The organism is Flavobacterium sp. (assembly GCF_031422135.1).
GTDB lineage: Bacteria > Bacteroidota > Bacteroidia > Flavobacteriales > Flavobacteriaceae > Flavobacterium.
Map to the genome: position 1 here is coordinate 62870 of NZ_JANOQD010000035.1, position 24088 is coordinate 86957.

8 protein-coding genes are annotated in these 24088 nt (G+C 33.8%); 6 read left to right on the top strand and 2 right to left on the bottom strand.

The genetic code is table 11. The features are described 5' to 3' along the window. Positions 1-74 precede the first annotated feature (74 nt). Positions 75-6293 carry a neuraminidase-like domain-containing protein gene (locus RMO70_RS16890; protein ID WP_409025070.1) on the bottom strand — a complete coding sequence of 2073 codons (6219 nt, stop codon included), beginning with the start codon at positions 6291-6293 and terminating at the stop codon, positions 75-77. Between the two features lie 760 nt (positions 6294-7053). Here RMO70_RS16890 and RMO70_RS16895 point away from each other — a divergent pair. Beyond that, positions 7054-7134, top strand: a complete 81-nt coding sequence (locus RMO70_RS16895; RefSeq protein WP_409025071.1) for a hypothetical protein — start codon at positions 7054-7056, stop codon at positions 7132-7134. Between the two features lie 2870 nt (positions 7135-10004). On the opposite strand, the gene RMO70_RS06125 is transcribed toward RMO70_RS16895, so the two are convergent. After that, on the bottom strand, positions 10005-17876 hold the full coding sequence (locus RMO70_RS06125) for a SpvB/TcaC N-terminal domain-containing protein (protein ID WP_310555544.1): 7872 nt from the start codon (positions 17874-17876) through the stop codon (positions 10005-10007). A 283-nt stretch (positions 17877-18159) separates the two neighbouring features. Between RMO70_RS06125 and RMO70_RS06130 the strand changes: the two genes are divergently transcribed. The 5 genes from RMO70_RS06130 to RMO70_RS06150 all read left to right on the top strand — a co-directional run bounded on the left by RMO70_RS06130 (position 18160) and on the right by RMO70_RS06150 (position 23867). After that, positions 18160-18645 carry a hypothetical protein gene (locus tag RMO70_RS06130; RefSeq protein WP_310555545.1) on the top strand — a complete coding sequence of 162 codons (486 nt, stop codon included), beginning with the start codon at positions 18160-18162 and terminating at the stop codon, positions 18643-18645. 332 nt (positions 18646-18977) lie between these two features. Further along, positions 18978-19493: a DUF2975 domain-containing protein gene (locus RMO70_RS06135; protein WP_310555546.1), complete on the top strand. Its 516-nt coding sequence runs from the start codon at positions 18978-18980 to the stop codon at positions 19491-19493. Positions 19494-19495: 2 nt separating this feature from the next. Further along, positions 19496-19702, top strand: coding sequence for a helix-turn-helix transcriptional regulator (locus RMO70_RS06140; RefSeq protein ID WP_310555547.1), 207 nt, complete (start codon positions 19496-19498; stop codon positions 19700-19702). Between the two features lie 95 nt (positions 19703-19797). Beyond that, entirely contained in the window at positions 19798-20673 is an 876-nt protein-coding gene (locus RMO70_RS06145; protein ID WP_310555548.1) for an ABC transporter ATP-binding protein, read from the top strand. A gap of 65 nt (positions 20674-20738) precedes the next feature. After that, entirely contained in the window at positions 20739-23867 is a 3129-nt protein-coding gene (locus tag RMO70_RS06150) for a M1 family aminopeptidase (protein WP_310555549.1), read from the top strand. The last annotated feature ends 221 nt before the right edge of the window (positions 23868-24088 follow it).

Consider the following 24088-nt stretch of genomic DNA (forward strand, 5'->3'; position numbering starts at 1 on the left):
TTTTTTGCATTTTTTATATGAACTATCACGTGTAAAAAATGCAAAAAAGCTATCAAGTGGATTAAAATGAAACTTTAAAATTTATACTTAATTACCATCACTATCTCTTCTAAAAGTAACCTATTAGCGTTTGAAACCGAAAGCATGAAAGGTGTATCAATAACTATATCATCACTTTTACCTCGGTTTAACTTTAAGTTTGCAATAAATGAAAGATTTATTGGTGGATTTGTATCCACATTTAATGAAAACATAGCTGGGTTACCTGTTACTTTTGCTACAAATAATACGCTTTCAATCTCTGCCGTATTAAAGGGTTGAACCATATATGGTAACCTTGATTTATCAATGGTTAAATTAATGGTTCCCTCTTTTTTAAATAAATGCCACTGATTAGGCAAATCGTGTTTCATGTTTAATGCAATGTGTAAACCCTCTTGTGATAGACCTTGTTTCATCAATTCTAATTGTTCTTTTATAATAGTGTTTGAAGCATTTTTTAAGCTACTACCACCTTCTCTGGCGGTGTATTTTACATGTACTATTAAATCAGATATGGTGTTATAGTCAAATTGTTTTAATTCTGGCAACTCTAATCTCCAACTACTTATAGCTCCAGTGTTTTCAAATGGTAGGTAGCGTTCGTCTCTAAAGTTTAGTTCAAAAACACCGCTATCGTTTTGTGCATTGCTGGTAGCTATAGATTGTATGGCACCGATATTGTAAATAAAACGTTCATCATTGCCAAGGTCTTCTGCATAGCCAGTTGTTGCTGCATTATCAGGATTTGTATTTTTCCTGTACTTGTTATTTACCAACGATAGTTTAGCACTTACTGATGTATATGGACCCGCAATACAAGGAATACTTACACTAACTGATTTTAGCCGTCTAAAATATTGCCCTGGATGATCCATATCATAAAGCACTTCAGGTATTTCAAAATCGCAAATGCCAGTGGTTCTTAATCTTATTAAAGCTAAAGGATCTAACATAGCTAAAGAAACATGTTTTGTAAGCTCGTACTCTCTTTTGTTTTTATCCAAATAACTTGTTTCCATTCGCTTAATATCGTGTATTAGATGGTCGGCACTTTGCAAACCTTTCTTCATACTATCCCAATAACCGTACGAAATAAAAGAATCATCGTTTCCTAACTCAAACTTGTAGCTGCGTTCTGCTTTTTTTGCAAAATCATGTGCTAGTTTGTACGAACTAAAATACACCGAACTTATTTGTCCTATCATCCAATCATACAATTCTTTATTGGTGAATTTAGAACGCATAAATTCGTCCGTTTTTTTAGAATTATCAATTTGTATATTGTGATTTTTTAAATCTGTTTCGGCAATTTCTTTACGGATTTCGGCTGCAGAAATCTGTTTTTCTATAGATTTTAATTCTTTAGTAGCTAAGCGTTCTTGAAGCTCCCAATCATCGTTTCTTCGCTCGTAGCTTCCCATGGTTGAAATACCAGCGGCTACTTTATCTACCACCTGCGAACCTAACAAAATTGCTTTTGCAAATGTGCTTATAGAACTTGAAATTTGCTCGCCACCTGTAACTTTACTAGTAGCTACAGGCGAGCCACCAATACCCGCTGCACCAACTGAAACGTCTGGTGCCAAAGCAACTGCCCCAGCAGCCAATTCCATAATAGAACCTATGGTAAATCCTATTATAGATAATCCATTTAAAACTAAAGTAGTGCCTTCTAGTAAGGTTATATATTCAATGTCTTCGTAATATTTTTGTCTTTCTTCGGTAACTTTTTTAGTTCTTTTTAAAACTTCAATTTGCTCTTTAGATTCATTTATTTGAAGGATTTTAATATCCTTTACCGAAACTAAAACCTTCATTTCTAATTCGCTACGTAACAAAGCCATTGCTTCGCCATCTTTTTTCTCTAAAACTGCTAATAATGAACTACCTAACCCTCTAACTTCTTGTGCCAGTTCGCTTGCTTTTTGCGAAAGTACATTAAACCTATAAAAAGGGGCAGGTGCGTTTAAGCCAGCAATTACCGATGAAATATCCATACCAGAAGCCGCAGCTCTAACTAACATAGCTGGGTCGATAGGTGGTGCAAATAAGGCTAAGCTACGTTCAACACCATCAATGTTTTGACAATGGCGTATTTTAAATAACCTATCGGCAATGCGTCCCCAATATTCTAACATTTTATCGTTTTGCGGTATGCAGAAATAAAGCAAAGATAATGTTACTGGATTAGCTGGTAATTCGTCTCCAGATTCGGGCAAAAGTGCAAAATCTGGAATAATGTTTTCTAAATCAAGCAATGCATTGCCAAAACTATCTAAATTACTTCTTATTTGGTTATAAGTTTGGTACGGAGGTTTCACTACTGGTGGTACCGTTCTAGGTTTTGGTCCTAAAACCTTATCGGCTAAAATATACATTTGGGTAGCTTGCGCAACAGATTCCATAGTATCTTGTCTAAATAAATAGTCGCCCCATTCTATTAAATTATCCAAATACTTCATTAACAAAGCTTTTTGGTAAGCAACTGGCCTGCTTCTAGCAATAACATCAGGTCTAAAAGGTTTTTCTCTCCATTGTGAAATAGCAAAATTTAAATCGGTTTTATTGGTAAAAGCAGGGTTGGCCGTATTGTACAATATGGTATCTATTCGCTGGCTTATATAATCGGCATCTTGGTTTAAATAAAACGGTTTAGTAACCCAATATTTTTGTGGGGCAGTACCATCTAATGCGCCAGTTGGGTTAAACATATAGTGAAACCAAGTCATAGATTCTTCAAATCGCTGGTTTTTGGTTAAGCGAGTAGCAATCATTAATGGCATATGAAAAAACAATTCCCAGTTGTAACAACTATAACTTCCTTCTTTAGAAAAATCTACATCTTCAATAGGGTACGACCAATCTTTAGTTCCATCGGGAAATGCGGTTAACGATTGCGGGATTACATTACCATTAGGTTGATAATAAGTTTTAAAATCGAAGTCTGTTTTTTGCATTTGAGTTTTCCTTTTCATTAACTCGGGAATACCCTTATTATAAAAAGCGGCTCTTAATGGGCAAACTAAAGGGTGGTACAAATTTTTAAATTGCTCTCCATATTCTAAACCTTGCTTACTTTTAAGGTCTGTTAATATAGTATCAATTATGGTATTGCTGCTTTGTCCAATTAAGTAGGTATATAGCACATCAAACTCTTCATAAACACCTAGTTCATCAATTATTTTGTTAAATTCTGGGTCTACACTAATTTCTTGAATAAAGGCAATATTATCAACAGGTGGAGGAGTTATTATGGCTTGATATTTTAATTTCATTTTATTGAAGAAATTTACAATATCATCAATTAGCTTAAGTACATCTGAAGCCGTTTTTTTCTCAATATCGGTAAAATCATTACCTACTAAACCATCTCTAATATCTCCTTTTTTATAGTAACCTGGTATAATTACATAAGCATGTTTGCTGTCTTCTTTAAAATAGGGTAGTAATGTACCCATAGGTATTTTAAATTTATTTCTTTTATCTCTTCCATAATAAGAGGTATTGGTTTGTGCAGTATTGGTAAGATTTGATAATAACTGAAAAACAAGCGATACCAAATCAATTTTTGTAAACTGATGCGGGTAAGAAATTCTAAATCTGCCCGGTGTATTTGCTAAAAGTTGGGTATAATTACTAGAATCAAAGAAAGTAACCCCATTTTTAACTGATAAATCCTCACCTGCAACCTCATTTTGTTCAATGTATCTTTGTTTAATAAATTTAGTATCATTAAAATCGGGTAAAAAATCAGGAAAATTTGCTCCTATACTTTCCTCAAATATCAATTCTGGATAACCCTTGCAACCAGCAATTTTAAATATTCCGTTTATGGTTTGTGGTGCTTCTGAATTATTGGGTGCTTGTTTAAAAACACAAATTACACTATCAATAGCTAAACTTTTAATCTCGGGGAATGTAAAATAGGTTAAGTAATATATATCACTTCTTAATTCATTTTCATCGGTTGTATAATCGCCAGAGGGTGTTTTTATGCTATCGCTAGATACTCTTTTTGGTTGCCATTTGTTATTGGCAAACTCGCTAACGGCTAATTGTATTTTAAGTTTCCGCTTAGTTTTAGCCAAAGTTACCTCAACACCAGGTGCTGGACTGGGCATTGTTGCTTTTTGAACTGGGTCCAATTCTTCCGAAAAAATTGGCCAAGCTAGACACAATCTGTTGTTGCGTACAAATGCTATTAAATGATTACCCGTTATATCTAACTCTACTTTTTCCCAAGGTGTCCAAGCTTTTTCGGCTTCAAGTTTGCGGTAATAATACAAATACGGGTCGCCACCTTTGGTTCGGGCAAACACATGCATTGTTTTTATATTAGTTTGATAATAACTTGCTACTACTTGTAAAAAAGCAATGGTGTCTAGTTTTTCAAGGTAGTTTGCTAAAGCTTGCTCGGCCGAAAAATCTGTTAACTCACTTTGCTGTAACTCGTTTTCAAAATCTTTAAATAAAAAGGTTTTATCGTCGCGTAGTTCAGGTTCAATCCAATTTTCTGCATAGAGGAAAATTTTACGATTAGCTTCCCAAACTCGGTAGTTTTTCATCCATTTCCACTGATTCCAATTTATATCTATTTCTAAATCTGCAGCAGCTTTTGGCTCTAAACCCATTAAGCAACGTTGCACAAAAACTTGTATGGTGCTATGTGCTTGCACAATACGCGATGATGGCATGCAAGATTCCATTTCCACATCAACCAAAAAGTAATCAAACAAATCATTTTCGTCTTTCATGTCGGGGTTTGTTGCCAACAAGTAAGCAACCAATGCGTTACGCTTTTGCGGGCGAATGGTATTCATGATTTCCTTTAAGGTTTCAAGCCAAGTGTCTTCGTCGTAGCTTGATTTTAGGGTAGTACGCAGTTTTGCAACATCAGCAGCTGTTAAAGTGGGTTTTAGGTAAGCAGCAACTTGCGAAACAGTAACGCCTAGTTTTACCAAACTTTGCATACAATTAATCACACTATGCCACGTTTTAGCCAAATTGTAATGTTTAAGATTTGCAGCAGCCGGAAAAAGTAAAGTATCAACGGCTTGTAAATCTTGCTTATCGTAGGCTAGAAGTAATGCCAACTGTTCAAAAAACTGATTTTTTTGCGCTGCGGTTACCGTTAAAGGTTTGCCATAATTTTCTAACAAACTAAATATAGAAATAGGCTTTTCGGCGTCGGCAGGGTTTATTACAGGGCCAAACTGATTTATTAAATCATACATGCCAATAAAGTTGTGGTATGGTGCATAGCTGCTTGCTGTTTCTGCTGGTGCCGAAGGGATATCATCGAACTGGAACCAAGCAAAATCTGCATTGTTCTTAAAAAACCACTCTATTTGATTGTTACTTAATTTAAAAGCACTTATTAGTGGTATAATTTTACTTAATAAGTTTAAGGCTGCGTGTTGTTTGGCGGGCGTTGTTAGGGTAAACGTTGGTAAAGCTAAAGGAATTCCAACTTTTTGATTGAGCTCATCAGACAATAAAATAGTAGAAATAAGATCAGTATTTGGTGCAACTTTTTTTAATTGAGCATACTTTAATATAATTTTTACCAGCTCTAAATCGGCCTTAAAGGCTAAAGAAAGTGTTTGTTGAAGCGTATTTGTTTTGCTTGAAGTAAGTTTAGCCCCTGCAATTAGATTTAAAAATAGTTCAACTAAACTTTTGCGTAAAATTTCAAAAGCTTCGTTTGCGTTTTTTGCAGCTAAAGCAGTTATAACTTCGTTTGCTTTTGCAACCACTAATTGCGCTTGTGCTGTAGCTAAATCAGCAGGGTTGGCTGCCAATACAACAGTTTGTTGTTTATTTTCTATTTCTAAAATTGCTGCATTTTGGTTAGCGTTTGCAGTATTGGCATTGCCTAATGCGGTGTTTAAGGCAGGTAATACAGTGCTTACACTAGTTGTATTAAAATGCTGACTAAGTTTGGCAACCAGATATACATTTGCCTCAGTATCATTATTGCTTTCTATCTCAACACCAGTATTATCAATCCATTTAAACTTCCAATTTGCATCAATTAAGTTTACTAATATCTTAACGTCATCTTCGCTAATATTTGCTAATTTCCCTAATTCTGTTTGTAAGGTTATTTTTTGCTCTTCGGCAGATAGTAATGGATCATAAAGTGATTTGTTGGCATCAATATTTGCCTGATATCCTTTCTGCAGGGTTTCTAAAATTTGTTTTCTTTTCTCATCAATATTTACAATATCAACGGCTTGGTGCTTAAGCATAAATTTTACTTCGGCAGCCTTTAATGGCGATTTTTTAAAATCGTTAACTGCATTAATAAAATCTAGTGTTGCTTGTGGCGATTGAGAAAAATCTATATTGATTAGCTCTTTTAGAATTACAAAATCGGTTATTTTAAGTCTTAGTTTTTTTGCCAATTGGGTTGCTCCGTATAAATAGCTAAGGTTAGAAAAAGTAAGATCTCCATTAGGAAGTAAAGGTAATAGTTTGTCTAAATCCTCTTCTTTCGTTTGTAGGCATACAGCAATTGATGTTTTAAGTGGGGATATAGTTTGAGGCGTACCAACGTTTTCGGGCAGTAAACCAATATCAATAAAACCGTTTTTTGCTTTGTTTAAAAAAACTTGGTAGTACAAAGGTTTTGGCAAATCATGCGAAAGTATTTTAAGCGGAATTGTACCATAAAAGCCTATTAATTGTTCCAGTTTAACACCTGTTTTTGCTGCAATTTCTAATAAAGTAGCTGTAATAATTAAGCACTCGTCGCCATTGGTAATTCCGTTTCCATTGTCATCGCCAGCATCTAGCTTTCCATTGCCAAGCTTAGGCTGAGATATAATCTCATCAAGTAATTGAAACTTAATACCTGTTTTTTTCTGCAAGCGCAAAAACCTGTGTATGCGGTCTAAAGCTGCAAAATTTAGGTTGGCAATTTCTTTTTTTGCGGTGTCACAAGATATTTTTCTATCAGCAGTGGTTTCTCCTGGCAACAAGTCATCATAATTGTGCTTTATAAATAAGTTGCTGTCTTTATCAATAAATTTTAGTTTTAGAAGTAAATCTAGCTCTGCAAAATTAAGATTAGTTTTATCTAAAAAATGATTAACGTGTTTTAAATAATCTACTACATTGCCAGGAGTTGGCACATTCCAAAAGGCTTGTTGGGCAATATTGGTAAGTGCCGAAGGAGCAATAATTAACTCCCTTTCGGTATGGTTTAAACCTAACTTTTCGGCTGCTATACTTCCACTACTTGGTGTAGCTCCAACTTTAAAAGTTTGCATCAAATCGCTCCGGGCTATACCAAAGCGATTAAAATAAGCATTTGCTTCGGTGTGGTTTAAATCAAACGGAAGTTTAAAGGCAAAGGCCTTGTTTTGTAATTCGTGGTAGGCGCTTACATTTACATATTCTGGTGCTGCATCTAACTCTTCGGCAGTGCCAAAAGTTTGTTTTAAGCGGTAAACTTTATATTGATTAACGCCTGCAACTACCTGCTCAAAAACTATTTTAAAAACAATGCTTTTATCGCGTAAATAATAAACAGGTTTTGAAATTTCAAATATTCCAGTATCAACAATAAATGCCTTATCCGTAATTTCGTAGTTGCTGGGCACAAAAATTGGGTTTCCCGAAACAGGGTCGGTAAGTTGTATTTGTGCACTATTAATGCTTGCTAATAAATTGGCCGATATCATACCTTCTAATGGGTTTGCCCCATCAGATAGCATACCCGAATACACAAAATGGCTGTTGGGTGCAATGGCTTCTTCTAAAATTTCGCAAACTAAATCAATATATTTAACGGGCGTATTTGCGTTGGCGCAACCTAAATCAATTTCACCTAAATCTGGTCGGCGTTTAAATAACTCGTCTTTAGCTAAATTGGAAGTAGTATTTGTTACGGTATCTTTAACGGTTCTATTTTTTAAAAACTCTAATATTTCTACCAAATAAGCTGCCGGGCTGTAAACAGAGCGGCAATGTTCGCAGGCACAATTATCCGTTATTTTAAATAGCGATTTTAAATTGGGAAAATCTTTACTTACGGCTTCCAGTTTTTTTGCTAATGTAGTGGTCTCTAACGATGCCATGTCCATTGCTCGCATAGTATCCTGCAATTCGCCCATGATAAGCATGGTAGCGGTGTTTATATTTTCTGCTTTTTTAACTATAAGCTTAGCTTCCTTAGTTGATAAACCTGCTTTGGGTGCAATTTCGTTTACAAAACGTGTTTCGCCTAGGGCAGTAATGCTTTGCGCAGAGTGTATGTTTTGGCTACGTAAAGCATTGGTTTTACTATAGTTTGGTGTTAACTTAAAAATACGTTGAACAGATTTTAGTTCTTCTTTTATGGCTACACTTTCAGCTTGAGGTACTTTTTTTTCTCTTAAGTAATGGTCAATATTGTCGTTTTTTAAATCAAAATCATCGTGTTTATTTAAAAAGGTGATTATGTTTTTTTGGTTTTTTAAAATAGGTTTCTTCTCCCTTTCTAATTGTGCAATAAAGGCAAGTGTTGGAAAATCGTTTTCCATTTTACGCACCATACTTGATGCAAATAAGTTGATACTGTTTTTATCCTCGAACGTTATGTTTTTGCCTTTAGCTTGGGTTAATTCTGCTACCCATTCGGTTTTATTTAGCTTGGCTAATTTCTTAACATCTTCTGGTTTGGTTATTTTTTTTGATTTAATAATCAGCGGAATCATTTCGTTACCAAAACCAAAAAGATTATTTAAAGCTGTAAGGGTTTTATCATCAGTAGATTTGGTTTCTTTACTTGTGAAAGAAGTATCGCCCAGCTTTTCAAAAAAAGCACCTAAATCATTTTTGTTGTCTTCAAAAAGGGTAGTTACTTCTTTAATTTTACCCGATTTTATAAAATCAGAAACAGTTTGGAAAGCTTTTTTAGGATGCCCAGTTTTATAATACGCTTCGGCTTCCTTAGCATAGCTTTGTAGTAGTTTTATATTTTGTTCGCTATTTTTTAAAACCTCTTTGTTTACAATTAACTCTTTAACACACTCTTGTATATGTTTTTGAATTAATTTAGCATCGGTTAACGCTGCTAAATACAAAACAGTTTGGGTGTCTGAGTTAATATCAATAAACAATGGAGTAGTAACTACTGCCGATTTACCACTTTTTAGCAAAGTGTTTTTTTGCAACAAGGCATAAAAAAATGCAGCATCAATTTTTGAATTTTTTTGTAACTGATGCGCAACTACCAAATGATGTATTTTAGTTGAATTTACCTCTAGTTCTTTTGATAAAAAAGTAATATCGGGCTGTTCTTTTGTTTCTTGTAAATCGGTTATAGCCACTTTATGGGCTAAAAAAGTAACTTGTTTTAATAGATAATCATACTCAACCCATTCGGCTAAAATTGTGTTTTTGATAGTAATATTTATTTCTTCTTGGGGCGAAGCATTAAAGCGAACTTCGTTAATAGTAGAAGAAAAAAGTAATCTATTTTTTTCGGTAGAAAAAACTTTTATCAAAATGTCGGCCTCTTTTTTTCCTCGGCCCGCCAACTGGCTGTGCAACCACGTTGTTGTATAAGTACCGTCTTTTAGGGTTTGTGTTTCGGCGAGTAAATCTTCGCTCCGCATATCTTTATCGTAAATTGCTACTGTAAGGTTTGCCAAAGGTTTGCCATTTTTATCGGATACTTTACCGGTAACGGTATTTGGGTTTTGAAGTTGAGTTGTTGTTGCCATGATAGGTGGTTTTTTAATAGGTTTAAATATTTATTTATATTTTAACATTGTATATTTTAAAATTCTTTGCCTTGGTGCGTGTCCCTACGCACCACTTCTGCTTTTTTATGACTTTTCACTTCGTTCAGAGTGACAAATTCCTATTTAAGTTGTATATAGTTTTTGTAATAATGCATTGGCAATAATTTGTTTTTCAGTTAATAATATTTTTTAAACTTCGATTCGTGAGGACTCGAACCGAAGGCGTTGTTACCAATAAGATCCTATGAATCCACCTATACCACCAGCTACACCACCTATTACGGCTCCTGCAGCTGTACCTAAACCAGGTACAATGGAACCTATTGTAGCGCCAATTAAAGCACCTGTTGCTGCCCCTGCAAGTGTTCCAGCTCCTACTCCAACCTCTCTGCTTCCAGTAGCAGCAGTAACATGTTCTTCTACAACATTACCTACTAATCCACCTGCTACTCCAGCAACTAATGCTGTGCCTACCGCTGCCGCAGGTGCTGCGGAAACTGCTGCTGCCAATCCTCTCGCCGCAGTTACAACGGGTTGGACTGCTGCCCTTGCAACAACCCTGGCTCCACCCATCGATCTAACCATTGCAGCCCCATCCATTGCTTCTGCAGCACCAGGCACTAGGGTTCTTACCGCCACACTTAATGTGGCTCTTCCTAATGTTGCCGCTCTGGCAGCAGTAGTAGCTGCTCCAGTTGCTATTGCACCTCGGTTTCTTGATACAAATGCTCTTCCTGAAGATATTGCATTACCAACTCCACTTCTTATTGTTGCACCTAAAGTTGCTCTTGGTGTTACAGCAGGTGCAGATATGCTTAGAGCGGGAGCGGATGGCGTAATTGTTGGTGAAGAACTCAATTCAGGTACATCAGGTCTTACACCAATTGCTGCTAGTTCATCTCTTACATGTATACCAGGATTTCTTACCCCGTTTGCCATAGCATCTCCAACCCTATGAGCGAAATTGTGTCCAGAACCAACGGTACCAGCATTACCTCTAGCAAACAATAAATTTGTGGTCGTAAGGGCAGACCTTGGATTTTCTGCAAGTTCATCAAAATTATGATGAACCTGAATTCCACTTAACGATATTCCTCTATCACGCAATATTGCACCAAAAGTTGTACGAACTGAAGCGTAATTTGTACGGGCATAGTTAATAGCTGTTCCTGCTGCTCTGTTGGAACCTAGTGAACCACCATTAGCAGTTATTCGTGTAGAAACTTCTGATTGAAATCTTGTTACCGTATCAGAATAACTGGCTGTACCATACCTGCCTCCAAGAGTACGCACAACGGCTTGTTCCCATGCTGCTCCAATACTAGGGTTATTAGTAATTAATCCCGGGGGTGGAGAACTTTGCTTCCCACTCTTATCACTTTTGCCAACCGGATTCCCCTTACAATACGCATACAAATTTACCCCGTCGCCTATGCCAATGGGGTCGCTGCTTAGCCACCTGCCCAGCAATGGCAAATAATACCTTGCGCTATGATACGCTAAACCTGTTTCTTCGTCTCGTTCCATACCCGTAAAGCGGTAGCGTTTGGCCGTTGCTTTTATGGTGGCACTTTTGGCTTGGTAAGCCGTGGTGCCAAAAGGGTGGTATTCTTCGTAACTAATTACTTGGGCGGCTTGGTCTAGCTCTAATGCTGCTGAGCCTAAATGATTGCTTAATTGGTATCGTGTTAATCTTTCGCCTTTTCGGTCTTCAATAGCAGCAGAGGCATCTGTATTTTCTTTTACGGTATCTACCATTACAAACCTATTGCCTTGGTCAATTAGGCTTAAGGTTTCGCGTTCAAAAACTAAGGCATTGCTTTGGTATTTTCTATAGGTTTCGTAGCCAGAAATATAAATTCGGTCATTTTTTATAGTTGGAATATTTCCTTGACTTGCCGAGTTTTCTGTGATTTTACGGATACGCTGGCCTTGACCATCATATTGGTAATAAGTAGTTTCGGCAGTGCCATTACCCGCATTTACTTTTTGTCTGATCGTTTTTACAAGCTCCTCCTTAAAACTCCAGCCCATTTCGTCTAAGTGCGGCATCTCGGTAATAAAACCGTGTTCTGTATGGTGTTTGTAAACATAGGTTTCAGAGCCTATTATTGTAGTTTTTATGCGATTATTATCTGTTTCATAATCATACACCCTTGTCCAATTGTTACCTAATGACTGATGACGCATTTCTTTAATATTCCCTACATAATCATATTGGTAATTTTGAGTGTAATTGCGTACTGCCATGATATCGCCATTGTTATGCGTATTCATAAAAGGCTGATCGTTCCAATTGTCTTTATTCGTAAATGAAAGTGCGGCATCATTTTCTCGTCCTTTGGCTTCTATCAAACGATAAAGGGCATCATAGGTATATTCTGTATCTCCAGTTACTTTTTGATTGTTAAAAAAAGTAACTGGTATATTTTTATCTTCAATATGAGTGATATTGCCTACTGCATCAAAAGTATAATACCAATCCTGCAAAGGGTCATTGTTTTTTCGTTTGGTTTGAATATGATTTACACGGAAAGTTTTTTTATCATAAAAAAAAGTAGTCATTACATCGTTGCCATAAATAATTTTATTGCGCTGTCCTTTCTCATTATAATCGATATCTTTTATATAAATCTGGCTGAGTGAAGGTGAATTATGCAAGACCTCTTCTCCATTTAGTAAACCTGCTTCATTGTAAGAAGGTGTAATAATGCTTCCATCTGGAGCTGTCTGTTTGGTTATTCTGCCTAATGCATCGGTTTCTGTAGAAAAAGTAAACCCAAGCCCAGACTCTAGATCATTCGTTAGATTTCCGTCAATCCAATTGGCTGTTTCTTTGTATTTTTTAAATAATTTTCGGGTGGTAAAAATAGGTTGTCCTTTAAAATCATATTCTGGTGAAAGGACTACTCCACCAGTATCATAAAGTGCAATAGGTTTTCCTAATATATTTATATTTTGCAAAACCATCTCGTTGCTTCTGTCAGGCAATAAAAGACTTTCGGCATACACTATTTTTTGAAATATATTATCTAACAGCACCACTCCATCTCCACCCAAAACTTTATTGTAAATAGGACGATGGGAAGAATCATAAAAATACTGAAATTCATGATTTCGCTGATCCCAAGTACGAAGCGGATTTCCTAAAATATTAACCAAAAGCCATCGTTCTCCAGCATCCATACTGTTATGATACACTAAGTTACCCAGCATATCATATTTGTACTGCATTACGACATTTCCTAAATTACTATTTTCAGGAATTTCTCGGGCATCTGTAACCGTACGTAAGTTCCCTTCGGTATCTAAAAATATTTTAGTTTTTTGAAACTCTTCTATATCAGTAATTGGATTTATGTTATGACTTATCGATAAAACAGGTCTTCCTAAAGTATCAAAATGCAAAACAGAGGGCGTATTGGCGTGTTTGACAGCTTTATCAGCTGCAATTTTTTCTCGGGCTGGATCTTTTCCTTCGGCTAAGAGTTGAGTATCAATAACCCTATTGGTTCGGTTAAGATACCATGGAGATTCGAGTATGGTATCATTGGCATCATAAACCGTTTGCTTCCAAGAATCAAATACTATTTTTGTAAAAGTATCGTCTGGCATTTCGGTTTTGATCAATCGCCCTGCTGCATCATAATACATGATAGGCGTAACGCCTGTTTCCACCAATTCTTTATAATTTTCATACTTCCAACTTACCGAAAAATAGGGCTCATACTGTTTTACAGCATTGCCTTTGTTGTTTTTGATGGTTCTGCCATTGCCAATCCAGCGGAGTTGTTTGGGTACAAGTGAAGCCGTATTAATATCAGTAATTGCTATAGTGTTGTCAGAATTTACAAGTACTTCTTTAGCAAGACCTGGTTCTGCTTGTCCTTTTTTCATCACTACTTCGCCAATACCATTAGAATATTCAAAGGCAATTTGTACTTTACTCTCTGGATTAAGACTTCCGTTTGGTTTTCTATAATGTGTTTCTCTAGTAATAGCTGCCACCACTGCGGGTTTGCCAGAATTAATGTAAGCTTCAAAATCATAAACAAATCTTGAAGAAGAGCGGTTTAATAATGATTTTCCAATAGTGGTTAGTTGAACGGAGTTAGGCGCTTGAAAAAAACTATCGATTAAATCTGATTCTGCATCGTCAGTAATTTCTGTTATACCAGTAAGTTCATCTGCTTCTAGGCCTTTGCCCATAATAGCTACTGCTTTTACAAAGCCTAATTCATCACTAACTGCTTCAGAAAAATTACCGTTGATATCTTTCATCCTTTTGGGAGATAATGTTCGGAAATTAAAGTTTTCTACCACCGATTTATGCCCTAAATTATCTTCTGTTTCTTCTATAAAAAGAAAATAATTTCCATAATATTTAACTTTAGTTTTGGCTTCATAAGGATCAGTATAAGATATTGGTAAATAAAATCTGTTTTTTGCAGCAACAACAGTTTCTGCTCCACTAATAAATTGTGTTGTTCCAGACTGAATCCACCAGTTAGTATCTCCCTCGCTATGCACAAACTTCCCTTCTATTAATAAAGCATCTGTTACTTTACCTGCATAAATATCTTCTATTAAATCGGGTGTATAGGCCAATTGAAATCCTTGAGAAGGTATTGCGAGCGATTCTAGTTGTCCTAAAGGCAAAGAAGAAGTTAGATTATTTCGACAATAAGTAGATCGAATATGTTCTATTAATCTTTTTTGAGTACTAATTGCTGGATTATTATTGTATTGTTTATAAGGAATGACCGTTGATGAAAGAAGAATATTATATGGAACAGTAGCAGCAGGATTATCAAAATCCGTCAACTTGAATAAACCTGTTGGAGTGACAAACTTTGTTCCTTTAATGTCATACGTTTTTACTTCTGAGGGTAATCGCAAACGATAGTCATTTTCTTCATTAATGTCGTTTGTAAACTGATGTTGGGTATAAATAATTACTGTTTTGTCCTGTTCTTTTTTTGTTGCTTCGGGAAGTGATACATCTTCTAGCAAACGCGGATAAACAATGGCAACCGATTCTAAAACATTACAGTATTCATCCAGTTTGATATTCAAACTATGAGCAATTCTAGGATCCTCAGTATTTCTTTCGTAACTATATGTAACCGCTTCGCTTTCTTTCACAATAAAAACAGCATGTTTGTTTTTGCCTTTTGGCTGAAGCAATTCAATAATACAATTATGAGTACCAACTGAAAAAGGCGTTAGTTCTTTTTTGCGAGCATCATAGGTATTACCATATTTAATTGCATCTTTTGCAAAAGTTTCAGAACGCAATCCCATGCCTTTACATGCTCTTAGTGCTTCCTGCCATTCTTGACTTGAAAGATTTTTTAAAACCGATTCATTAATTGCTGGAGCCAAAATTATTTTAGCATCGGGGAGTTTTTCCTCATTGTGTATAACATTAATATTCAGCTGTCTATCCATTTCATTATACCAATAATCTTGCTCAAACTGATTCAAGATTTTATCCTTTTGCAAAAAAGCTCCAGTATGATTCCAGCTTTTTGAAACCACAGGTTCTTGGTGCAGCGATGCATCGGTAATATTTGTAGCACCGCTCTTAACCCAATGTTCAAAAGTTTCTGCATCGATTTGTTCTACCATTCCAAAGCCTCTAAATTCTCTTTCAGGATGGTCATAATAGCCATGATGATATTTGTATTCACTCACAAATTTGTACCCTGATATTTTATCTTGTGTAATCGTTTTGGAAACACAATGAACAGGAAAATGCAACTTAGTTACCCAGGGTTTTCCAGCCAGTTTATCTTCAATATAAAATTTGGTAGAAGATGTATATTCTAAGGAAACTTCTTTACCTAAATTATTTTTATAAGAAACCATGATGTGGGGTTTCTTGCTGTTCATAAGGTCAATATATCTTAAGGGAGCATTGGCATCTTTTGAAAGTGGGCTTGACCAGACAATACAAGCAATGCCATTTCCCAATAAATCAGTAACTGTTATTTTTGATTGAGAATGAATTTCTGGAAAGGATGTTATTTCAAATGGAATTTTGCCAAAACGGTTTCCACTTAAATTTTTCCAACAAGTAAATTTATTTTTACCTAAATAAATGATATCAGAAGTGCCAGAACCGTCAATATCTGCCAATCGTAAATAAGCAGGATTAAAAATATCGGGATGATCAAAAACGGGAGCGTTATCCATGGCTATTTTTGCACCAAATTTGCCATATCCTAAATTGGGCCAATAACATACTTCTCCATTTCGAATTCGTAAAATATCAGTCATTCCATTTCCAGACATATCAGCCAAATAAATGGTTTGTTTTGCATCGGCAAAAACAATATGTGGCCCTTCTTCTTCATCAAAAGACTTCACTGTTTTTTTTGCTGTTGCATATCCATTTCTTCCTTCGGAGGCATACCAAGTAAAAACATTATCTTCTGATATTACTACTTCTGGTTTACCATCACCATTCAAATCGAGCATTCTAGTATTGGCATCACCAAAATCTATATTTGGTAGCGCTTTAAAGGAACGTAAACCTTCCCACTGGTTATCATCATCTAATTCAAAGAAGCCTTTTGGTTCACTACCATAACTCACTAGCTGTTTGCCACCATCTCCATCCAAATCGGCTAATTGCAAAGTACCACCCAATCCACTAAAAGATGGTTTTGGAGAAACCAATTTTGCTTGTTCAAATTTTCCACCGCCTAGGTTATGCTTGTAATACCAGCCGTTGGCTTGTTCAGTGAGAATACCCGATAAACCTTCATTATACAAATCGGTGAATTGGTATTGCTGTTCATCCAAACCTGAAGGAGCATGAATCAAATCGTCGGAGGAAATAGTCTTTACTTCATTACTCCAATCATGTTTTTGGTATTCAAACTCCATAGGTGGGAGTTTTTTATGGGAATAAGTACCATCTGATTTTTTGATATATCCTAAAGAAGTAACCTTTGTTAGGAATGTGAAATCTTGCTCTGTTGAAAGGTCATATTCAAAATTTACAGATTTTATAAGTGTTTTTTTATCTGATTTATCAAGCAATATTGCCAATTCATCAAATACATGAAAAAGTAAAACTCTTTTGCACAGTCGGGTGGTTCTTATTTCAAAACCTGCTTTGTAATCAGAAAAAGCATCAGGTCTAAAATCCCAATCATTGATAACATCAAATGAGTCATTGATTAATAAAGTACCATAGTCAAAAATAGTTTGAAACATATAATCTGTTTCGCTTGGTAAAGTACCTCCAAATCCTCCATAAGGCGTTTGATTTCCATAAAGTATTTTTTCAAGATATAAATTGGTATATGAAATTAGATTATTTTTTATGCGATTGCGATTATGTAAAAGGCTATTATCAAAACCAAATTCATTTTCTTTTCTATAAATATATTGAGAACAATTTCCTTTATCATCAAATACAAACTCTGGTAACCATTCATAAATTTTTGTTGGGTCATCTGGGTTTGAAATAATAGCATTATCAGTCCAACCAAATAATGTAGTTGTGTTATCTTTAGTAATTACACGCCATTTGATTCTTCCCATTGTTTTATCAGTCCAACGTTCTATGCGAGCAAATAATCCTTCAATTCTAGGTTTGTAATTTCTGATAGTAAAAAGCGTATTGGATGAATCTCTTTCATTAATGAGATATTCATTATCGGTGTCCAATTCAAAATCACCATCGAGATTCTTTTTAAATTCAGGTACCAAATCTTCCGCTTCGGAAAATAAAAAAGTATCAGAATCAATAGTATCAAAATATTGTGGTAATCCTTTGTCAGTTTTACGCTTGATGGATCCTAAACTTAAGTTCCAACCCAACCCAAATATACCGTTGCCAGCGCCTGAACTATAAGATAGTCCCAATGAAGGTGATACTCCTCTTGCAGGTGAAAAAGGAAGGGGAATTGAAAATGAAGAGGTGCCATTAACAGCATTTACAGAAAATTTTTCATCAATACCTTTTATTGCACCACCACCTTTAGGCAAAGAAATACTTGGCACTTCTATTGCATTCGATTTGGTTTTGCCACCATCTGTTTTTAGAAATTGAGAAGAGGAACTGTTTTTGGATTGCTCATTCATCTTTTTGACTATTTTTTTAAATTTTTATGTATATTTAGATTTTCCTTTTTGACCAAAAAGAAAAGCTGCATTGATTATAAAATCAGCCATTCCTATATAAATATTATTTTGCCTTTTTATTTTGCATTTTGCATTAGGCGGAAAAGAATTTAATTTTATAAGTGCTTAAAAAATAATATGTTACAAATTTATAGTGGATTTTTTTCTTATGAAAGGGGAAAAACACCCTTTTTAATTTCTTCGTAATTTTGGAAAAATTTAGTGTATTAGAAAAAGTAAATTAATGAAAGACAAAATATACCAAATGCCCATCATGATTAAAGCGATGGAAATTGCAAAACTGGCAGAAGGCTTGGGGAAATTAATTCCTGAAGACAATGAGTATTTGCAAACTATCAAAGGTTTTATGCATGAAAATACCTATTTAATTCCTGCAAAAATTGCTGGTGCAGAAGGTGGTAATTTGTATGATTTGCGAATGGAAAATGCTGCTATTATAAGAAAAGCGGCAAGAGAATTATCTGTTCAAGCTGGAAGTTTACAATATGAAGAAGGCATTAATGCTGATGATTATATAATGCTTATTCGTAAAGAAATAGATGAATTTAGGCTCTTGTTTATAGATTGGGTTGCATCATTTGACATTAATAATTATATTCCTGATTCGTGGGGTTTGTTTAATCCACCTGGCATTTCTCCTGAAGATTTTTTTAAAGATGATGATGGTGATTTTAATCCAATGGATTATTTGGATGATGATGAAATGTAAATAGCACTTTAGTAAAGCTAATAGAAGAAAATAAATGATAGAAATGTGACTTCTCCTGCGTCGAAGTGACAAACAGTAATGTTAATTATTAAATTATACCTGATAGGTTTTAAAACCTGTCAGGTATTGGTTTGTAAATAAATGCTCTAAATGTGACTTCTACTGCGTCGAAGTGACAAAACGTTGTGGTGTTTTATTGCGCAGAATCATGAACCTAATGTAATTTTCATTCTAAATCGATTTTTTAATATTTGTAAATAAATTTTAATTAATTATTGTTTTACAATAATTAATTATTATATTTGCATCATTAATTTTAAATTTTCAATTTAATGAAATCAATAAAAATTATTTCTTCTATGTTGTATTATGCTGTCAAAATTATTGCTATAGGTTATTTATTCACCGCAGTTTATATATTAATTAATTGTCTATTTGAGGGGCCTTTTTTTGAAAAACTTGAAAATAATCGCTTTGCAATAAATTTTCCTTTTACTTCTAAACATTTTTTATTAGGTTCAGAATTTACACCAGCTTATGTTGCTGAAATGGTTATTGGAATTGCCTTGTATGGTTTTTTCTTTTATTTATTAAGTGGTGTTTTCAATGCTTTCAAGCAAGAAAAATTATTTACAGATTTTGGAATAAAAAAGTTAAAACATTTCTACATTTTTAATTTAGCGGTATATCCAATTTTGGTAATGTTTTGGTCATTTAAATCGGTTGAAGATTTTCCTTTTATTGCAATGATAGTAGCGCATTTAATTATGGGTTTCTTTATATTTTTTATGAATGCCATTTTTGAACAAGGTTATAAATTACAAAACGAACAAGACTTATTTATTTAGTTATGCCAATAGTTGTAAACATAGATGTAATGCTTGCTAAACGTAAAATGCAGTCTAAAGAGCTAGCCGAAAAACTAGATATAACACCTGCTAATTTATCTATTTTAAAAACAGGTAAAGCAAAAGGTATTCGGTTTGATACTTTGGAAGCCATTTGTGAAATATTGCAATGTGAGCCTGGAGACATTATAGAATACGTTAAAAAATAAATCAATCAACATATAAGTTTAAAATATCGGTTTTTTAACCGACAGGGATTTCTATGTCCAAAAAATAATAATCATCATCTTAAAATTAATCAAAAATGAACAGTTTAAAAATTAAAAATCTCACAAAAACCTACGCAAATGGTGTACAAGCGTTGAGTAACATTTCACTTGAAATTGAAAACGGAATGTTTGGCTTATTAGGTCCAAATGGTGCAGGAAAGTCAACATTAATGAAAACAATTGTAGGTTTGCAACAACCTGACCAAGGCAGCCTTAATTTCAATGATACTGATATTGTTGAAAATCCAACTTTCATTAAAACACAATTGGGTTACTTACCACAAGATTTTGGTGTTTATCCAAATATTTCGGCTTATGATTTATTAAATCATTTGGCCATTCTAAAAGGGTTAAACAATCCAATTACTCGTAAAGAGCAAATTTTAGCTTTACTTGAAAAAACCAATTTAATTGATCACAAAAGCAAAGCTGTAAGTACTTATAGCGGCGGAATGCGTCAACGTTTTGGTGTAGCACAATCACTTTTAGGTAATCCAAGTATAATAATTGTTGATGAACCAACAGCCGGTTTAGACCCAGAAGAACGAAATCGATTTAATAATTTATTGAGTGAAATAGGCGAAAATATAATAGTTATTCTATCAACACATTTAGTGGAAGATGTTCGAAATCTGTGTACACAAATGGCAATTATCAATAAAGGAGAATTGCTTGTAAGTGGCAATCCAGAGGAATTTATTGCTTCGCTAAATGGTAAAGTTTGGAAGAAACAAATCGACAAAAGTAAACTTATTGACTTTCAAAATCAGTACAAAATTATTTCTACACAACTACAAACTGGCAAATTAAATATTAGAATTTTTGCGAATGAAAATCCGCAAAACGGATTTACTTCAACCGAAGCTGATTTAGAAGATGTTTATTTCAACACATTACTAAAACTCCAATAATTATGTTACGTCATTTACTTTTTTTTGAATGGAGATTTTATAGCCGTAAAATTTCATTTTATATAATGTTCTTAGCATTTTTCGGATTCGGAATTTTGATAGGAACATCAGCTGGAATTGGATTTCCAAACATTACTTACAATTCGCCTTATGTTATTAATTTATTTTTCGGATTATTTTCACTTACAAGTCTTTTTCCTATTGTAATCATAGCTTCACAGAGTTTGTTAAGAGAAAAAGACAATCGGTTTGATGAAGTTCTTTATGCAACGCCTATTACAGTTAACAACTATTTTATTAGTCGGTTTTTAATAGTTTTTGGGGTTGCCATTTTTACATTTTTATTATTTCTTAGTGGATATATGCTAGGGCATATTTTAAAAATTGACAATAGCGAAAAATGGGGTGATTTTCAATTATCACATTATTTTTATTCCTTTTTTGTAATTGTAGTACCGAATATACTTTTTTGCACAGTAATCGTTTGTATAACTGCGTGGTTTAGTAAAAATAAAATGCTTGTTTATTTAAGTGGATTGGGAACTTATATACTGTATATGATTTTTTCCATTTTTTCAAATACACCTTTAATTTCTGGATCTTTGCCTGTTTCAGATGCAGCTATGAGTTTATCAGCAAAACTAGATCCTTTTGGTATGGCTGCTTTTTTTGAACAAACAAAATATTGGTCGGCTTTAAAAAGAAATACTACTGTACTTCAGCTTTCAGGTAATTTATTATTAAATAGAGTTACCGTTATAGTATTGGCTTTTGGTTTTTTATTTATTGCTTACAAATTATTTCATTTTAAAATCTCAAACAAACAAAAAAAGAAAACTTTAGTTAGTAATGTGTCAAAAGAAAGAAAATATCTATTTACTAAAACCAAAACCAAATCAAATGGAAGTAGTTATTTCATTAAAACAATTGTTTCCTTTTTAAAGATTGATTTAAAATCAACCATCAAAAGTATTCCATTTGTTTTGTTAATTTTTTGTAGTTTGTTTATTCTTGGAATGGAAATGTACGGAGCAATTGAAGGCGGTGTTCGATTACCACAATATTTTGTTACAACAGCTTTAATGATTAATACAATATTGGCTACAATTCCCTTTATATTGTTATTGGCAATGATTTTTTATGGAAGCGAATTAGTATGGAAAAGTAAGAGTGTTAATTTTTTATCCATCGAAAATTCAACAGCTTTTTCAAATATGGCTTTGTTTATTTCAAAGTTTATTACACTACTCGTCATTTCGTTGATTTTGATATTTTTTTGCATACTGCTAGGCGTTTTATTTCAAGTAATGTATCAATATCCAATTATCGATTGGAAAGCTTATTTGACTTTGTTCTATTATATTGGTTTGCCAGCATCAATCTGTGGTTGGTTTGTTATTGGATTGCAGTATCTAATAAAAAACAAATACGTTGCACTTTCCATTTCTGCTGTTTTTCTTATAGCTACAAATACATCTATTGCAAAAGAAATTGGATTTTCGCATCCGTTAACTCGATTTGCTAATTTTTTACCAGATGTGTATAGTGATATAAATGGTTTCGGTTATTTTCCAAAAGCATTTTTTATAAATATGTGTTATAGTTTTTCATTTACTGTATTATTCTCAATTTTAGGAATACTATTTATGAATAAATCGATTTTAAAAATCAAACTCATACAAGCATTAGTTCTTGTTATACCAATTCTATTAATGTCAATTTTTGGAATCTACATCGTTTCAAAAAGTAATACTATTTCAACAGAAGAAGCTATCAATTGGCAACAACAATACGAAGAAAAATATAAATCGTTTAAAACTAAGCCACAACCAACTGTAGTTGATGTAAGAACAACCATTGATTTATTTCCTGAACAAAACAGTTATGAAGTAAAAGGAACTTATGTTTTGGTTAATAAAACTAAATCGGAAATTTCAGAAATTTTAATCTCTACTGATAAAGATATAAAATGGAATTCAATAACCTCATCGAAACTAGTATTAGAAAAAAAAGATAGTGAGTTTGGGCAGTATTTGTATAAAACAAAACAAAAAATGTTACCAAATGATACCATTACAATCAATTTTGATTTTGAATATCAAATTGAACCCTTGAGAGGTCATCAATCGTTTAATGCAATAGTAGACAATGGTACTTTTATTCGCATTAGCAATTATTTTCCGTCTGTTGGATATAATTTAGACAATCAAATTGAAGACAAAGAAGAAAGAAAAACTCGAAAAATGCCTTTACTTGATCCGCTTGCCAAAGTTGATGCTCCATTAGAAAACCCTTATGATTATCAATTCATCAATTTTGATGCTATTATTTCAACATCAGTAAATCAAACGGCTATTTCTATTGGTGAATTGGCAGAAAAAAAGTTGAAAAATAATCGAAATTATTTTCATTATAAAGCACAAAATATTCCGTTTCGATTTGCGGTTTCATCAGCAAAATATGCTATTCAAGTATCTAATTATAATGATATTTCAATTGAAGTTTTATACGATCCAAAGCACAATCAAAATATAAAACATTTAATGAAAAGCATTGTGAATTCTATAGAATATTGTGAAACCAATTTTGGAAAATATCCGTTCAAAACAATTCGTTTTGCTGAAATTAGTAGTTTTACTAGAGGTTTTGCAGCAACAGCATATCCTGCGACTATTTACATTAATGAAAAACAATTTCATTTAAACTTAACTCAAGGCGAAGGTCAAGATATAATCAATGAATTAGCAGCACACGAATTGTCACATCAATGGTGGGGACGTAATGCTCAAATGAGTCCAGCTAACAGAGAAGGAAGCGGTGTAATAATTGAAACTTTAGCACAATACACACAATTAATGCTGTTCAAAAACGAATATGGTAAAGATAAAATGTTAGAAATGGTAAATCTGTATCAAAGCATGTACGATAGCGAAAAAGCGTTTAGCGGAGAAGAACCATTATACACTTCCAACCCAAATAATGCTAATGTAATTTACAATAAAGGCTTAGTAAAAATGTATGAACTGTATTTGCTAATTGGAGAGGATAAAATTAATTTGGCTTTAAAAAATTTGTTAGCAAAACATAAATTTCCATTGCAACCAGCTACAAGTTTAGATTTGATTTTTGAATTGAAATCAGTTTCAAATAAGAAAAACCATCTCAAAATAGATGCAGTATTTAAAAATAAATGATAGGTTAATCTAAACAACAATGAAGCCAGCCACTAACAGCGGTAGCTGTTGCGCAACCTCATTCAAAAAGTATCCCGACACTTCGGGATCAAAATAAGGATAAAAATTAACCTCGTTTAAGCACGTTTAAGCGAGGTTTATTTTGGGTTTTAAGTGGTAGTTTTCAAAAAATAAGATGCTTAAAAACAAGTTTTTCAAGTCACAGCAAGCTGTTTTTAGAA

What these genes read in the sequence shown, in the direction of transcription:
- RMO70_RS06125 (WP_310555544.1), bottom strand. Translation starts at nt 17,876, where the DNA reads ATGAATGAGCAATCCAAAAACAGTTCCTCTTCTCAATTTCTAAAAACA.
- RMO70_RS06140 (WP_310555547.1), top strand. Translation starts at nt 19,496, where the DNA reads ATGCCAATAGTTGTAAACATAGATGTAATGCTTGCTAAACGTAAAATG.
- RMO70_RS06130 (WP_310555545.1), top strand. Translation starts at nt 18,160, where the DNA reads ATGAAAGACAAAATATACCAAATGCCCATCATGATTAAAGCGATGGAA.
- RMO70_RS06135 (WP_310555546.1), top strand. Translation starts at nt 18,978, where the DNA reads ATGAAATCAATAAAAATTATTTCTTCTATGTTGTATTATGCTGTCAAA.
- RMO70_RS06150 (WP_310555549.1), top strand. Translation starts at nt 20,739, where the DNA reads ATGTTCTTAGCATTTTTCGGATTCGGAATTTTGATAGGAACATCAGCT.
- RMO70_RS16890 (WP_409025070.1), bottom strand. Translation starts at nt 6,293, where the DNA reads ATGCTTAAGCACCAAGCCGTTGATATTGTAAATATTGATGAGAAAAGA.
- RMO70_RS06145 (WP_310555548.1), top strand. Translation starts at nt 19,798, where the DNA reads ATGAACAGTTTAAAAATTAAAAATCTCACAAAAACCTACGCAAATGGT.